The organism is Pseudomonas synxantha BG33R (genome assembly GCF_000263715.2).
Classification (GTDB): domain Bacteria; phylum Pseudomonadota; class Gammaproteobacteria; order Pseudomonadales; family Pseudomonadaceae; genus Aquipseudomonas; species Aquipseudomonas synxantha_A.
The window spans coordinates 2,829,602-2,845,679 of record NZ_CM001514.1 but is presented as its reverse complement, the minus strand read 5'-3'; the positions used below and the strand labels follow the sequence as shown (position 1 = coordinate 2,845,679).

Below are 16,078 nucleotides of genomic sequence, written 5' to 3'. Positions count from 1 at the left end.
CCTCCCCCACAAAGTAATTATTCCGACAACACTTAGCACACCAGTAACACGGCCGCAGTTACCTAACAACACAATCATATATCGAAATACTGTACCCCTAGAGCAGCCTCCAAAAAGCGTCTAACTTACCCCTGCCTTAAATATCAATTGCAAGCATGGCCAGCAACTAATATCCACTTACTCAAGAGCCTCTATCATGTCGTCCATTCGCGTTTATTGCCCGCCCGCAAAACCGCTTCCTGTGACAACCGGAACTTCCAAGTTACCCGCCAGTAACTCACCCTCCTCCGACCCTTCCAATGAAGTTGCCAAAAGCCTCACTCGAAGCAACTATAAAATAAAAGATCGCAATGGTGACGGACAAATAACGATCTCCTATACACTTAGCGAATTCAGCGAGGCCAAGAAAAGAGCATTCAGGCAGGCACTTCAGTCTTGGGAAGATGTTATAAAAGTCAAGTTTGTCGAAAATGGCAAAAATGCTGACACTCACCTGTCAGTTCGGGAAGTCTCAGGCGGGGGCGGTAGCGCTACGTTGCCAAATGCTTACGGCGCTCAGAGGATAGACATCGGAAAAAATGAAGGGGCTGGGCTACATGCGGCAATGGTCCACGAAATCGGACACACCTTGGGACTTGAGCATCCGGACCTTGACCTCCCTCAAAGCAGCGACGTCTATAGCACTATGAGTTATGGTTTCACCATGTTTCGCCCCTATGAAAACAGTAAAAACTCCTTCGTCGCGGACTCTTCCCAAACCCCGATGATGCACGATATTGCCGGCGCTCATCTGCGATACAAGGCCAACGACGAAACCCGTAAAGGCAATACGACCTACGGTTTCAACTCCAACACAGAGCGCGACCACTATACGTTGACTTCCCCCAACGACTTGCCGTTCTTTTGTGTCTGGGATAACGGCGGCGAGGACACTCTGGATTTTTCCGGTTTCAAAAAAAATCAAAGGATAAACTTGAACGCGGGAACACTCTCGGATGTCGGCGGCCGTGAGGGTAATGTATCAATTGCCAAGGGCGTTGTTATTGAAAACGCCATTGGCGGCTCCGGGCACGATGTGCTGATCGGCAATAATGTCAACAATCGCATGAGGGGAGGTGCTGGCGGCGACACGCTGACCGGTGGAGGTGGCGCAGATACGTTTGTATATAACAGTGTCAGCGACTCATCGGGTGAAAATCCCGATACACTCACAGACTTCACAAGTGGCATCGACAAGATTGATCTGTCAACTATGTTGAAAGATGCGGGCATCCAGAAACCCACGTTTGTTGACCGGCACACGGGGAAGAAAGGTGAACTGACGCTGGACTACGATGAGAGTATCAAGCGCTACAGGCTGACCATGAATGTAACTGGCGACCCCTATTCCATGCTGGTGATTCTGAGTGAAAAGCCCATAAAACCCGAGGATATTTTGACCAGTGCCACGCCAGTTGCGCCACCTCAACCAGAGCCTGAGAAAGAACCTACAACGACTCCAGTCCCCAAACCGGTACCCACGCCCCCGGTAACGCCACCTCAACCAGAGCCTGAGACAGAACCTACAACGACTCCAGTCCCCAAGCCGGTACCCAAGCCCCCAGTAACGCCTTCACATCCCGAGTGCGAGGTCGCCGACACTGTTTATGGCTTCAATTCCAATACCGGCAAGCCTGAAACCAGCCTTACCTCTTCCACCGACAAGCCCGGTTTCAGCGTGCACGACAAACAAGGCAATGACACGCTGGACTTCTCTGGCTTCGCGCAAAATCAGCGAATCAACCTGGCTCCGGATTCGCGTTCCAGCGTGGGTGGTTTGACTGACAACGTGCACATCAGCGCCCAAACCCTTATCGAAAACGCCAAAGGCGGCACAGGCAACGATCGTATTACCGGAAACAGTGCGGACAACGTCCTGACCGGAGGTGGCGGAGCCGACATTCTGACCGGAAACGGTGGCTTCAACACTTTCACTTATCATGCCGCCAGCGACTCGCTGCGCAACAACGCCGACTTGCTCATGGACTTCACCACAGGCCAGGACAAGATCGACTTGAGCAGCCTGAGCGAAAACACGCAGGTCAAGTTCAACTACGTCACTCAGTACAGCGGACAACCGGGCGATACCATCCTGACATTCAACCCAAAAACCAATAGGTACTTACTCGGTGTCGATTTGACGGGAAATGGCAAGACTGACTTTTTGATCAAAAGCATCCGACCGATCCACAGCGAGGATGTCATTGGTCTCAATTTCCGGGAAGATGGTTACCTCTGACGATTGGCGAGCCCCGGTGAACCGAGTCAGCGCAATGCGCGCCGCAGTACCTTGCCAACAGTCGTCTTGGGCAGCTCGGTACTGCGAAATTCCACATACCGGGGCACCTTGTACCCCGTCAGGTATTCCCGGCAATGCGCAAGAATCTGCTCCTGGGTCAGGGCCGGATCCTTGCGCACCACGATGATCTTGACCTTCTCCCCACTCACGGCATCTTCCACACCGATCGCCGCCACTTCTGCGACACCCGGGTGCATCGCCACCACATCCTCGATTTCATTGGGGTACACATTGAAACCCGAGACCAGAATCATGTCCTTCTTGCGGTCCACCAGGCGAATATATCCGCGCGCGTCCATCACCCCGATATCGCCCGTGGACAGCCAACCGTCGGCATCCAATACCTCAGCGGTTTCCTTGGGCCGCTTCCAGTAGCCCTGCATCACTTGCGGGCCACGTACTTGCAGCTCGCCTTGCTCGCCGATGTCAGCCAGCTCGCCGTCTTCGCGCATGAAACGCACCCAGGTCGACGGCAACGGCACGCCGATGCTGCCGGTGAATTCCATCTCGCGCATACGCGAAATATCGATAGGGCTGATGCTCACCACCGGCGAACACTCGGTCAGCCCGTAGCCTTCGATGATCGGCAGCCCGGTCACCTCCTTCCAGCGCTTGGCCACCGCGGTGTGGGTGGCCATACCGCCGGCGATCACCAGGCGCAGGTCGGAAAAATCCCGCGAGCAGAATTCCTTGTTCTCCAGCAAGCCATTAAACAGCGTGTTAACCCCGGCAATCCCGTTGAAGCGCTCTTTGCGCAGGATCATCTGCACCCGCTTCACGTCCCGCGGGTTGGCGATGAGGATATTGCGCCCGCCCAGGCACATGAACATCAGGCAATTCACGGTCAGCGAAAAGATGTGGTAAAGCGGCAGCAGAGTCACATTGGTTTCCTGCTTGTGCTGGTCCAGTTGGTCGCCGACCCAGGCCTTGGCTTGCAGCAGGTTGGCAATGATATTGCGATGGCTGAGCATCACGCCCTTGGCATCGCCGGTAGTGCCGCCGGTATACTGCAGGAAGGCCAGTTCATCGCGATCCAACGCAACCGGCAAGTGGTGCAACCCCCTGCCCTGTTTGAGCACCTGGTTGAAGCGCAGCGCGCCGGGCAGCGTGAAGGCTGGCACCTGCTTCTGCATGCGGCGCAGGATAAAGTTCATCGCAGCGCCCTTGAAGGTCCCCAGCAAATCACCGATAGCCGCTAGCACCACGCGCTTGACGCTGCTGCCGGCCATGGCTTTTTCCAGGGTGTGGGCGAAGTTCTCGAAGATCACCACGGTTTCGGCGCCGCTGTCCTTGAGCAGGTGCTTGAGTTCATGGGCGGTGTACAACGGGTTGACGTTGACCACCACGGCACCGGCCAGGATCGTGCCCAACAGGCAGATCGGGTATTGCAAGCAGTTGGGCATCATCAGCGCCACGCGGTCGCCCTTCTTTACGCCCTGGCCCTGTAACCAGGCGGCAAAGGCGATGCCCTGAACCCGCCAGTCGGCGTAGGTCATTTCGGTGCCGATGCTGACGTAGGCCACCCGCTCGCTGAACTTTTCCAGATGCTCCAGGAACACTTCACGCAGCGACGGATACGCCTCGATCCCGGCCTCGATATCGGCTGGAACGCCGGGCAGGTAAGTGTTCAACCAGATACGTTCGGTGTGTTCCAGGCTGATAGCGTTCATGGCAGTGTCCTTATTGTTGTTTTTAAAAGCGTTACTTTTCGACGATGGCGGTAATGCCCAGCCCACCCGCCGCACAGATCGAGATCAGGCCGCGACCGCCACCACGTTCATGGATCGCCTTGGCCAGCGCCGCCAATTGCCGACCGCCAGTGGCCGCGAAAGGATGGCCGCAGCCCAGTGAGCCACCGTTGACGTTCATCTTGCTGCGCTCGATGGTGCCCAGGGGTGCATCAAGGCCGAGCCGCTCGCGGCAATATTCAGGGTCTTCCCACGCTTTGAGCGTACACAGCACCTGGGCGGCAAACGCTTCGTGTATCTCGAATAAATCAAAGTCGGCAAAACTCAAGCCTTCCCGTTGCAACATGCGCGGCACGGCGTAGGCCGGTGCCATCAGCAGGCCCTCGGTGCCGTCGACAAAATTTACCGCCGCCGTCTCACCCGTGCGCAGGTAAGCCAGCACCGGCCAGCCATTGGCGGTAGCCCATTCTTCGCTGGCAAGCAGCACCACCGAGGCGCCATCGGTCAAGGACGTGCAGTTGCCGGCAGTGAGCGTGCCGTTCTGGCGATCGAATACCGGCGACAGGCCCGCCAGTTTCTCCAGGCTGATATCGGCACGCAGGTTATTGTCGCGGGCCAGGCCGCGATGGGGGCTGATCAGGTCGTCGAAAAAACCGCGGTTATAGGCCGCGTCCAATCGTTGGTGGCTGGTAAGGGTCAACTCGTCCTGGGCCAGGCGCTTGATCTGCCAGCGCTTGGCCATTTCTTCGCAGTGCTCGCCCATGGACAGCCCCGTACGCGGCTCGCCATTGCGCGGCAGCAGCGGCTTGAACAACATCGACGGGCGTACGTTGAGGAGTTGCTTGAGCTTCTCGCCCATGCCCTTGGCGCGATTGGCCGCAAGCAAGGTATGGCGCAAGGATTCGTTGATGCCGATAGGCGCGTCGGAGGTTGTGTCGGCGCCACCGGCAATGCCGACTTCGATCTGGCCCAGAGCGATTTTATTCGCCACCAGCAGCGCAGCTTCAAGCCCGGTGCCGCAGGCTTGCTGCACATCATAGGCCGGGGTTTGCGGCGACAGTGTGGTGGACAACAGCGCTTCACGGGCCAGGTTGAAATCCCGCGAATGCTTGATCACTGCCCCAGCGGCAAATTCGCCCACGCGTTGGCCATGCAGCTTGTAACGGTCGACCAGGCCCTGGAGAGCGGCGACCAGCAGATCCTGGTTGCTGTCATGGGCATACACCGTGTTGGAGCGAGCAAACGGAATGCGATTGCCGCCGATAATCGCCACGCGGCGAGTTGGCGCCGGGTTGAAGCTGTAGTCACTCATCACTGGTTCTCTTTCCAAATAAACAGCCCGCGCATATGGGGTTTGTCCCCGGCGAAATTGCGCACTTCGAACTCACGTCGTGGGCCGGTCACCGGGTGGCTCCACAGGGCGACCTGGCCAGGCAGGAAAATCGGCAACTTGAAATCGCAATGCGCTTGCGCCTGCTCCAGGCCACCGGGCGGTTGTTGCGCCGCCAATGCACGGCCCAGCGTCCACATGCCATGGGCGATGGCACGGCGAAAACCAAAGAGCCTGGCGCCAATGACCGAGGTGTGAATCGGATTGAAATCCCCCGAGACCTTGGCAAAGCGTCGCCCCAGGTCAGCCGGCAACACCCAGCGTTGGGTACGCAACAAACCGTCTTCCTGCAGCGGCAAAGGGTCACTCCAGGGTTCGCCCACGGGGTCGTCGACGTCACGACGCAGGTACAGGCTGTCGCTTTCCCACACCAGGACGTCAGCACCGTAGGCCCGGGTGGCGATACTCAGCGCCTGCCCCTTGGGATGCGCGACCCAGCGCTCGCAGTACACCTCCACGCGCAACGCCTGGCCCTCGTGCAGGCGTTGGTGCTGGCGAATGCGATTGGCCAGGTGCACCATGCCGCTGGCCGGGTACGGGAAGCTTGGCCGGGTCAGCAGCATCAAATGCAGTGGGAACGCCAACACATGAGGGTAGGACATTGGCACGCCCTGTTCACGCCGAAAGCCACAGGCCCGTGCGTAAGCGGCGATACCCGCGGGGGAAAGCGCCACCGCGGAGCGCACCAGGCACGCCGTGGGTAACAGCGGCGCACCGTCGAGCTTGGGCTTGCGCATAGCGCGCATACCGTCGAGCAGCAGCTGCGTGCGCGACGGCGGCGGGTCGATAATCTGTGTCACATAGTCCATCGCTTCAGGCTCCCAACAGGCTTTGGCCACACACTCGCACGACCTGGCCATTCACTCCGCCCGACGCAGGATGAGCGAGCCAGGCGATGGTCTCGGCCACATCAATGGGCTGCCCGCCCTGAGACAATGAATTCATGCGCCGCCCGGCCTCACGGATCATCAACGGGATCTTCGCGGTCATCTGGGTTTCGATAAAACCGGGCGCCACCGCATTCACTGTGACCTGCCGGGCCGCCGCATGCGGTGCCAGACCTTGCACCAGGCCAATCACGCCCGCCTTGGAGGTGGCGTAGTTGCTTTGCCCCAGGTTGCCGGCAATCCCTGAGATCGACGACACGCAGATGATGCGCCCACCGGCGTTGATGCCCTGGTTGTCGAGCAAGGCTTCACTGAGCTGCAACGGCGCCTGGAGGTTGACCGCCATCACGCTGCGCCAGGCGGCTTCAGTCATCTTGGCGATGGTCTTGTCACGCGTGATCCCGGCGTTGTGCACCACCACATCAAAGCCACCGTACTGGTTGGCATGGGCTTGCAACAGCGCGGCAGTATCGGCGGCGGTGATGTCCAGGGGCAACGACGACCCGCCGACGCTGGCGGCGGCCTGTTGCAAGGCTTGCTGGGCCTGGGGCACGTCCACGCACACCACATGGGCGCCGTCACGCGCCAGCACCTGGGCGATGGCCAGGCCGATGCCTCGGGAAGCACCGGTGACCAAGGCACGGCGACCGGCGAAGGGTTTGTCCCAATTGACGGTGGTGTTGCCATCCACAGGTTTTTCCAGGCGCACCACCTGCCCCGATACATAGGCAGAGCGGCGTGAGAGGAAGAAGCGCAAACTACTGTCCAATGCCTCCTCGGCACCCGGCGCCACATACAACAATTGCACGGTGATCGCCCGACGCAGCTCCTTGGCCAGCGAGCGCACCAAACCCTCGAGGGCGCGCTGGGCGATGGCTTGGGGCAAGCCCTGGCAGTGTTCCGGCGCGGTGCCGAGCACCACCACTCGGCCATGTTGACCGAGGCGTTTGGCATTGGCGTGGAAGAACAGGTAGAGCTCGTCCAACTGTTGCAGATCGACCACGCCACTGGCATCAAACACTGCGCCTTGCACCTTGACCGTCGACGGCGCCTTGAGGGTTGCCGCCGTGGCGGCGACGGTGTCGGTGGCGCTGAAGTTACGCAGCACCGACGCCGCCAGGCGCCCTGCCCCGGCGATGATCACCGGGTTGGCCAGCCCGGCCTGGCCGCTGCGATAACGCTGCAGCGGCAAGGGTTGCGGCAAGCCAATAGCCTGGGCCAGGCGACGGCCCCAGGGGGAGTTGACGAATGAAAGGTAGTTGTCACTCATGGTAAGCACTCACTCACACCACACATTTGCCTTGTAAACCCAATCAAATGTGGGAGGGGGCAAGCCCCCTCCCACACTGTCAATTCACCGGGGCGTTTTCGCTTTGGCTGCTGCGCCGTTTGGCGGTCGGTTCGAGCGCCTGCTTGCGCTGCTGCAACGCCTCCAGCAAACCAAAGTCCTGGGGGAAGTCATCCACCTGGATACCGTGGTCGGCGTATTCCACATAGCGGCCCAGCAAGGCGTCCTCGTCGTCGCTGATCAAGTCCAGCGCCCGCGCCTTGACGCGCCATTCGGTAAAGGCCGTGGCCGAAATCGGCAGCGGGCCAAGCAAACCTTGCTTGATGGCGGGTTTAAGCCGAGCCTCGATCGACTCCACCTGTGGCAGTAAACGAAAGCCCAATTCGCCGTAGGCCAGCTTGTCGATTTCCGGGCGCGGTATGTAGGAATTAGCCAGCAAGCGGTCGCGGGTTTCCCCAGGGGTTTGCACCACATCGGCCACTTGCGCCAACAGACGATCCGACGGTTTGTGCAGGGGAATGCCAAACGGAACACTCAACGCGCGCACCACCGTCGCCGCTGGTTTCGACGGGTAGTTGTCGAGCACTTCGGCCAAGGCTTCATGGGCGCGCAGCAACGCGTCCTGCGCCGCCCAATGCACCAGCGGCAGATCTGCCTGGGGCCGGCCGTCGTCCTCGAAACGCTTGAGCACGCACGACAGGATGTACAGCTGCGACAGAATATCCCCCAAACGCCCGGTGATACTTTCCTTGCGCTTGAGGGCCCCCCCGAGCACGCCCATGGAAATGTCCGAGATCAACGCCAGCACCACCGACAGCCGATTGGCCTGACGGTAGTAGGACGCCAGCGCCGGGTCGGTCTTGGCTGGCGCGGCAAGCAGGCGCCCGCCAGTCAGGGAATGCACGGCTGCGCGCACGGTGTTGGCCAGTACAAAACTCACATGGCCGAACATCGCGCTGTCGAAGTCTTCCAGCGCCTTGCGCCGGTCCGGGTTGCGCGCCGCTTCCATTTCGCGCAACACATAGGGGTGGCAACGAATCAGGCCCTGACCAAAGATGATCAGGCAGCGGGTCATGATGTTGGCGCCTTCCACCGTAATGGCGATGGGGCTTTGCTGATAGGCACGGGCGAGGAAGTTATTGGGCCCCATGCAGATGCCCTTGCCGGCGACAATGTCCATGCCGTCGTTGACGATGATGCGCGCGCGCTCAGTGACGTGGTATTTGGCAATGGCCGAGATCACTGAAGGTTTCTCGCCGGCATCCAGGGACGCTACCGACACCTTGCGCACCGCATCGCAGGCATACAGATGCCCGGCCATGCGCGCCAACGGAGCTTGCACCCCTTCGAACTTGCCGATGGGCAAGCCGAACTGCTTGCGCATCGCCGCATAGGCCGTAGTGCCGCGCACGGCGACCTTGCCCAGGCCAACGTTCGCCGAAGGCAGGGAAATCGCCCGGCCCGCGGCCAGGCACTCCATCAACATGCGCCAGCCGTTGCCGACTTGTTCACGGCCGCCAATCACCCACTCCAGTGGAATGAATACGTCCTTGCCGGTGGTAGGACCGTTCTGGAACACCGCATTCAGCGGCCAGTGACGACGACCGCTGTTCACCCCGGGATGAGAAGTCGGGATCAACGCACAGGTAATTCCCAGGGAACCGGCCGCGCCAAGCAGGCCGTCCGGGTCTTCGGCGCGAAATGCCAGGCCCAGTACCGTGGCAATCGGGCCAAGGGTGATGTAACGCTTGTCCCAGGTCACTTTGAAACCCAGCACTTCTTCGCCTTCGTGCAGACCTTTGCAGACAATGCCCAGGTCCGGGATCGCACCCGCGTCAGAGCCGGCATACGGGCTGGTCAAGGCAAAACACGGGATGTCTTCACCCCGCGCCAGGCGCGGCAGGTAGTAATTGCGCTGGGCGTCGGTGCCGTAATGCAGCAGCAATTCGGCCGGGCCCAGGGAGTTGGGCACCATCACCGAAATCGCCGCCGCCGAGCAGCGAGTCGACAGCTTCATCACCACCTGGGAGTGGGCGTAGTGGGAGAAGCCTTTGCCTCCGTATTGCTTGGGAATAATCATGCCGAGGAACCCGGCGTCCTTGGTGTATTGCCAGCCTTCGGGGGACATGTCCTGCCAGACTTGGGTGGTTTCCCAGTCGTTGGCAATGTCGCACAGGGTTTCGACCTCATTGTCGAGAAAGGCTTGCTCCTCCGCACTCAGGCTGGCCGGCGCGGCTTGCAACAGGCGCTGCCAGTTGGGCTTGCCGCTGAACAGCTCGGCATCCCACCACACAGTGCCGGACTCGATGGCCGCACGCTCGGTGTCGGACATCGCCGGCATGATCGTGCGAAACAGGCCCAGGGCCTTGCTGGTCAACAGCGTGCGGCGCAGGGGTTTGAGCGCCAGCACCAGGGCCGGTAACACCACCAGTACCGCCGCGACGGCGGTGCCCAGGCCGGCCACGACGTTGAACAGGTAACCCGCTGCCAGCCAAACCAGGCCAGTGACCAGCCACAGGGTAGCGGCGGCTTGTCGATACGCCAGGGCAATCGCTGCTGCGAAACCCACCAATAACCAGATAAGCATAGGGATACCTCTACTTGATTCGGGATGTGGCCAGAGCACAGGCAGGTCGAGCTGCGCGGCGGCGTAAAACCACACTACAAACTTGAAAGACTAAATTCAAATTTTGTTTTGAAATTTTTATTTAATCCTTGGGCGAAAAAAATGGCTGACCGAATCAGCCTGCTCAAGGACTACCGAGAAACATCAAAGCCCGTCAGAAAAAAGCCCTGGGGGAAGGCAGCAAGATGCGCTTGCCGCCCTCCTCCATTCTGCGCATGTATCGCTAGAACGCGTAGGTTGCCGACAAACTCACTACATCCCCGGAAGACTCGGCCTTGCCATCCAGGCTCGCACCGCCAAGGCGATCGATGTTCTTGGTCTTGAGGTTGACCTTCTGCACGAACTGGTGGGAATAGGCCACGTCCAGGCTCAGCCCCTTGACGGCTTTGACGTCGTAACCCGCCCCCAGGGAAAGGAACGTGCGGTCGCCGTCCGGAATCCGTGGGTCGCGGGTGGAGTTACGTGTCGGTGTCTGATCAATCGCCACACCGGCTCGCAAGGTCAGCTCATCGGTCGCACGATAATCACCGCCGAGGGAGTACATCCAGGTGTTCTTGTAGTTGTAGGGAATGGAGACAATCCGCATGTCTCCGGAGTCGAGCGTCAGGTCCTTGAACGATGACCATTCGGTCCACGTCACGCTTGCGCCCAAGGTCAAGCGATCATTGAACTGATGCACCCAGTCCAGGCCGGCGGTGGCAGGAATGTCCAGCTGGACACTGGCGTGGGCGCCATTTGGTGCCAGTTCCAGGCCTGGATACGCGGTGTTGACCAACGTGCCGGTGCCCCCGAATGGGCTGGGTTGCGTCATGAGGTTGTAGGAAAACTGATCGGCATACAGGTTGTATTTGCCGGTCATCTTGTTTTTGATCTTGGCGTGGTAATTCAAGCCCAAGGTGTCGCGTTCAGTGGGTTTCCACACCACGCCGGCAAACCAGCCAGTCGAGATATTGTCGACCTTGACGCGCATCAACGCGTGCCCCACATCGGACGGGAAATTGATGCCGCCCAGCTCGGAATCGGACACCGCCGCCGCAGACAACAGGTCGACGTTCTGGCTGACGAACCCCTTGCTGTGTTGCACGATCATGCCGCCACCGATAGAAAACTGGTCGTTGACTTTGAAAGACAACGAGCCCGTCAACCCGACGGTTTCGATTTTGGTATCCACGGCAAAATCGCGCACTTTGGAGTCTTCATCCCAGGTGGAGCGCATGCCCTGGGGCACGACCTGGCTCAAGCCGAAGGCGAACCGATCGCCCAGTGGCATCACCATGAAGCCAGTCGGCAGCCAGGCAGTGAAGCCACCCTGGCCCCCATCATTGTTATTGACCGCGGTCGCTGCACCGTCGGGAAAACCATTCTCGTCCAACGGCGTACTGGAAATCGGGTTGCCGGCATAGTCAGAGGCATTGCCTTTGTACTTGATCTTGATCCGCGCATAGTCGACCGTGAATTGCGCGACGTTGTGTTCGACAAACGCCATGGCGGCCGGGTTGTTATAGGCCGAGCTAGGGTCGTTCTTGAATAACGAGCCACCGGCAAACGCCCTGCCCCAACCGGGCGCGCCGTAAGTAGGGGTAGAAAAACCGCCAGCCTGCACAGGCGCGGTAACTATCGCACCTCCTATCAGTGCCAGCCCCAGCAACACCTGTTGTTTCTTATTATTCATGCGGCACTCCTTATTGTTATCTCTCTGAGCCGGCCCTGCCGGTTCGTCTTGCTGCCAGGCCATTGGTGAACTGGCGCCTGGTTCAGGCGCCAGTTTTTGAGCAGGTGATCAACCCCGCATTTCAACCTGCCATCAAGGCACGATGGTGAAGGTTGGGCTTGGGGTCACGCTCAAGCTCACCACGGTGCAGCTGCCGCTAAGCCCTTGGTTGGCCGCCGTCAGCACCCCACCGCTGTAGCCCACGGTGATGGTCGATGGGCCACAGTTGGATGCCGGGTACAGAACCGATGAGGCAATGGTATAGCCAACATTGGCGACCGAACCTGCGGTTGGGCCGGTGGCGGTCAATGTCCATGGCAACCCAGTGATTTTCGGCAATGCGCAAAGGCCGCTGCCGCTGACCGTTACTCCGGTGATTTTTGCTACCCCAGTGGCATCTACGTTGCCGGTAAAGTTCGCGGTGCAGTTAACGGTGGCCTGATAGGACGACGGTGATTTCACCGAAATGGTGCCAGGCGCAGTGAAGTTAGAATTAACCGGCGTGATGCTATAGGCGTTGGCCATGGAGGCAGCACCCATGCAAACAGCCAAGGCAGAGAGCGACACGAGAGTTTTCAAGCTTTTCATTGTTTTTCCTCACATGTTATGGCGATTCATTTCGCCAGGGGTAATGGCCATGATCGAGAGGTCACGGTGAAACTGCAGAACTTCCCTTTCCAGCCAAATTTCAATGCATTTACAGCTGCAACAGTTGGAACGGTTTATTCGACCACTTTGAAGTTGGCCGGCATCTTGATGGATACCGTGTTGATCTTGCAGTCTTCGCCAATAGCAACATTGGCGGCTTCCAACTTGCCGGTGGCGTTGTCCCAAGTACCGTCGGCGGTTGAAGGGCCGCACTTGCCGCCCAGGCCAAAGGCGTGCACATCGACACTGATCCTGGACATCGAGCCACTCTTTGTATCTTTGGCGACCAACACCCAGGGCAAGTTGATCGCTTCGACACGGCTGCATTTGAGGCCACCGTCGAACTCGACTTTATCGACATTCACCGATGAGCCATCGGCTGCAACCTTGCCGGCCACCTTGATAGTGCAGTCGGCGCTGATCAGCTTGCCTTTGGAGAAGCTGATGGGCCCTTGAGCCGTGAAGGCACTGCCGGCAGGTTCGATACGGGCAGCCTGGGCCTGGTGATAGACAATCAGGCCCATCGCTGCCAGCAGGATGTGGGCGGTGAACTTGGCAGAACTTTGCATGGTGTACGTCCTTCCCTTGAAATTATTTTTGTAGGGTCAAACCACGTTCTTGCACCTGATACTGGGGGCGACAAGGACCTGCGCGATACACAGATCCCGAGTACGCCCGTACTGCTTACTTCATTTCAAAACGGCTTGGCGCTGTTGCTGTACTTCTCCAGATACTTCAAACGCTGTGACGGTTGAAGATTGGTCAGGGTGATATCCCCGGCGTAATGATTGAGTACCCGATGGTCCATACGACGTCGCCACAAGTAAGGCACATAGGCCCAGACAATCATGCTCGCGTAACCATACGGAAGTTGCGGTGACTCATCGAAGTGGCGCAACGACTGATAACTGCGCGTGGGGTTGGCATGGTGATCGGAATGCCGCTGAAGTTGGAACAGGAAGATATTGGTGACAATCCGGTTACTGTTCCATGAATGGCGCGGCGAGCAGCGTTCGTAACGGCCATTGGGCAACTTCTGGCGCTTGAGGCCGTAATGCTCGACGTAGTTCACCACTTCCAGCAACGAGAACCCGTAGATGCCCTGGATGATCAGGAACGGAATCACCGCCGCGCCCAACCAGGCAATCATCGCGCCCCACAACACCACGCTGTACATCCAGGCACTGAGCACGGCGTTCTTCCAGTGCAAGGCCGGCAACCCGAGTTTGCGCAGGCGTTCGCGCTCCAGGTTCCAGGCCGACACGGCGCTGAACCACACCGAACGCGGCAGGAATGCCCAAAAACTTTCCCCCAGCCGCGAACTGGCGGGATCTTCCGGGGTGGCGACCCGAACGTGATGGCCGCGGTTATGTTCGGTGTAGAAGTGCCCGTAGAACGTCGGCGCCAGGGTGACCTTGGCCAGGAACACTTCCAGGGGCTTGGGTTTGTGCCCCAGTTCATGGGCGGTGTTGATCGCGATACCCGTGGCAGCACCGGTGGACATTGCCATACCCAGGTAAGTGAACACGCTGATGTGGCCATGCAGTTCAGTGCGTGCGGTGACGAATGCAGCAGCCTTGGCCAGCCAGCTCGACGGCTCAAGTGTGGCCGTGGCGTTCAGCAGGCCGCCGTTGATGATCCAGTCGATGCCACCGGCGGCCAGCCAGCCGGTGATAATCACTGAAGAGATCACAAACAGCACGCCGGTGTAGACGATCCAGCGATAGTAACGTTGGGATTCAAGGTTGCTGACGGCAGATTCAGGCGGGTTGCTGACATCTTCGCCGAGCAGGCCGTCGATCAGGGGGATCAGGCCGAAGATCACCAGCACACCCACCCACCACAATTGCTGTACGCCGGTACCGATCGCCAGGGCGCCGGAGAGCAAGGGGGTTGCCAGTGGCATGATGCCGAGCCACCACAGGTGGCGCTTACCGTCGGTCCAGACGTGCGGGGCGGCCAGGGTCTGATTCATGGCAACCTCCGTACACATTCGGTGTGCATTGGGGCAGCAAACAGGTTTACGGAGCGCTGACTGCCCCGAGAAATCAACCATGCGATAAAAGACGTTTTTTTCATTATTTTATTCGCTCTTAGGCATTTCAAAAATAATTTCAAATTACACATTGAAATAATTTTTTTAAATAAATAGCGCGGAATCGTTAGGTCGTCAACTAGTTTCTCCAGCCCTTGTTACCGTGACCGGGCAGTCTCTTTTTCAGCCGTCTGGTCAGGTGTCTAGGGCAGGCATCAACGCCTTTGAACCGCAAGTCGGGTGCACCCTTATCTACTCGCCAGGGCCTTGGGTGGGTGCAACAGCCTGATGTCTGCCCCGGGCCGGACGCGCTTGGCGACCTGCTCCACCAGCGCCGCCACCCGCTCTGTCGCGGTGATCGGCAACATATGCCCACAGCCTTCGACCACTTGCATTTTCAGCCCTGGCACCTTGCTCGCCAGGGCCTGGCCGTGTTTCTGAAAGTCGAGCACCTTGTCGCGGGTGCCATAGATCAGCCCGATGGGCAAGGTCAGTTGCGGGTAGCGCTTGACCATGTCGGGCAGGTGGTCGTTGACCTGGTTGATTTCGGTGGACGCGGCATAGAAGTTGTCCGGACGCATGCCCAGCAGCCCGCCGCCCCGGGTGGCGAAGTCCGGCGGTGCGGCATCGGGGGCGAAAACGCCTTTGACCACCGCATTTTTACTCAGCAGGCCGACGGGCATCGTCAGGGTGTGGGCCATCCAGCGTCGCAGCCAGGCCGGGCGCACCGCCAATGACAGGAACACCAGCGGCAACATGCGTTGCGGGTGGGTCAAGGGCGCTACCAGTATCAGCCCGGACACCGCATGGGGATGGTCAAGGGCCAGCGCCAGAGCAATCGCGCCACCCAGGGAATGGCCCAGTACCAATGGCTTGCCCAAGTCGAGCGTGTTGATAAAGGCCGCGATTTGTCGGGCCTGACCCGGTAAGTCTGCGGCCGTGCCGCTGTGTCGGCTGGAATAGCCGGACCCCGGCCGGTCAACGGTGATCACGCGAAAATGCTCTCGTAACTGACCGGACAAGGCATACGTGAGGTTACGGCTGCTGCCCATCAGCCCGTGGATCATCACCAGCGGCGGGCCCTTGCCCTCTTCGACATAATGAAAGCGCTCGCCATCCACCTCGACGAAACGCCCGTTGATCGGAACCCGCGCTTCAATGCGCCGCGTCATCCAGGCACTCAAGCCCCATAACGCCACGCTGGCGCCGGCCAGCACACCCGCAGCGACAACCCATTCCACAGCCATAGCTCGGTCCTCTGCTTCCCTGCTGCTGGCGACCCGACCGGAATTGATCAAGGCCTCAGCCATCGTCCACCCCTTGGACCTGGGCGCCCTGCATACCACGCTCGTCCGTCGGACAAATCGCACATGCGGAACAAGGTCCTAGCGTAGGCGAAATTTTCAGGTAGATTATTTAAAATCTTTTTTAAAATAATTAATTCAATTTTCCTTTGCAATGGTGTTC

At 59.2% G+C, this 16,078-nt stretch carries 11 protein-coding genes; 1 reads left to right on the top strand and 10 read right to left on the bottom strand.

Annotated features, from left to right (window positions below; genetic code table 11):
* Window positions 1-196 precede the first annotated feature (196 nt).
* Window positions 197-2,278 carry a M10 family metallopeptidase C-terminal domain-containing protein gene (locus PSEBG33_RS14720; protein WP_005787836.1) on the top strand — a complete coding sequence of 694 codons (2,082 nt, stop codon included), beginning with the start codon at window positions 197-199 and terminating at the stop codon, window positions 2,276-2,278.
* A 26-nt stretch (window positions 2,279-2,304) separates the two neighbouring features.
* Here the strand turns inward: PSEBG33_RS14720 and PSEBG33_RS14725 are convergent, their stop codons facing one another.
* From PSEBG33_RS14725 to PSEBG33_RS14770, 10 genes are all read right to left on the bottom strand, one after another.
* On the bottom strand, window positions 2,305-4,008 hold the full coding sequence (locus PSEBG33_RS14725) for an AMP-binding protein (protein WP_005787835.1): 1,704 nt from the start codon (window positions 4,006-4,008) through the stop codon (window positions 2,305-2,307).
* A gap of 31 nt (window positions 4,009-4,039) precedes the next feature.
* Window positions 4,040-5,338, bottom strand: coding sequence for an acetyl-CoA C-acetyltransferase (locus PSEBG33_RS14730; RefSeq protein WP_005787833.1), 1,299 nt, complete (start codon window positions 5,336-5,338; stop codon window positions 4,040-4,042).
* The gene (locus PSEBG33_RS14735) at window positions 5,338-6,225 is read right to left on the bottom strand and encodes a MaoC/PaaZ C-terminal domain-containing protein (protein WP_005787832.1); all 888 of its coding nucleotides are present in this window, start codon (window positions 6,223-6,225) and stop codon (window positions 5,338-5,340) included. Before PSEBG33_RS14735 ends, PSEBG33_RS14730 begins: the two co-directional genes overlap by 1 nt.
* A 4-nt stretch (window positions 6,226-6,229) precedes the next feature.
* On the bottom strand, window positions 6,230-7,573 hold the full coding sequence (locus tag PSEBG33_RS14740; protein WP_005787830.1) for a 3-oxoacyl-ACP reductase: 1,344 nt from the start codon (window positions 7,571-7,573) through the stop codon (window positions 6,230-6,232).
* A 79-nt stretch (window positions 7,574-7,652) separates the two neighbouring features.
* Window positions 7,653-10,178, bottom strand: a complete 2,526-nt coding sequence (locus tag PSEBG33_RS14745) for an acyl-CoA dehydrogenase (protein ID WP_005787828.1) — start codon at window positions 10,176-10,178, stop codon at window positions 7,653-7,655.
* 262 nt (window positions 10,179-10,440) lie between these two features.
* Window positions 10,441-11,889: an outer membrane protein transport protein gene (locus PSEBG33_RS14750; RefSeq protein WP_005787826.1), complete on the bottom strand. Its 1,449-nt coding sequence runs from the start codon at window positions 11,887-11,889 to the stop codon at window positions 10,441-10,443.
* 132 nt (window positions 11,890-12,021) lie between these two features.
* Window positions 12,022-12,516 (bottom strand): alkane oxidation protein activator PraB, encoded by a 495-nt coding sequence (gene praB, locus PSEBG33_RS14755; protein WP_005787825.1) that lies wholly within the window; start codon window positions 12,514-12,516, stop codon window positions 12,022-12,024.
* Between the two features lie 134 nt (window positions 12,517-12,650).
* Window positions 12,651-13,145: an alkane oxidation protein activator PraA gene (praA, locus tag PSEBG33_RS14760; RefSeq protein WP_005787823.1), complete on the bottom strand. Its 495-nt coding sequence runs from the start codon at window positions 13,143-13,145 to the stop codon at window positions 12,651-12,653.
* Window positions 13,146-13,270: 125 nt separating this feature from the next.
* On the bottom strand, window positions 13,271-14,551 hold the full coding sequence (locus tag PSEBG33_RS14765; RefSeq protein WP_005787821.1) for an alkane 1-monooxygenase: 1,281 nt from the start codon (window positions 14,549-14,551) through the stop codon (window positions 13,271-13,273).
* A gap of 308 nt (window positions 14,552-14,859) precedes the next feature.
* Window positions 14,860-15,858, bottom strand: a complete 999-nt coding sequence (locus tag PSEBG33_RS14770) for an alpha/beta fold hydrolase (protein WP_005787819.1) — start codon at window positions 15,856-15,858, stop codon at window positions 14,860-14,862.
* Between the last annotated feature and the right edge of the window lie 220 nt (window positions 15,859-16,078).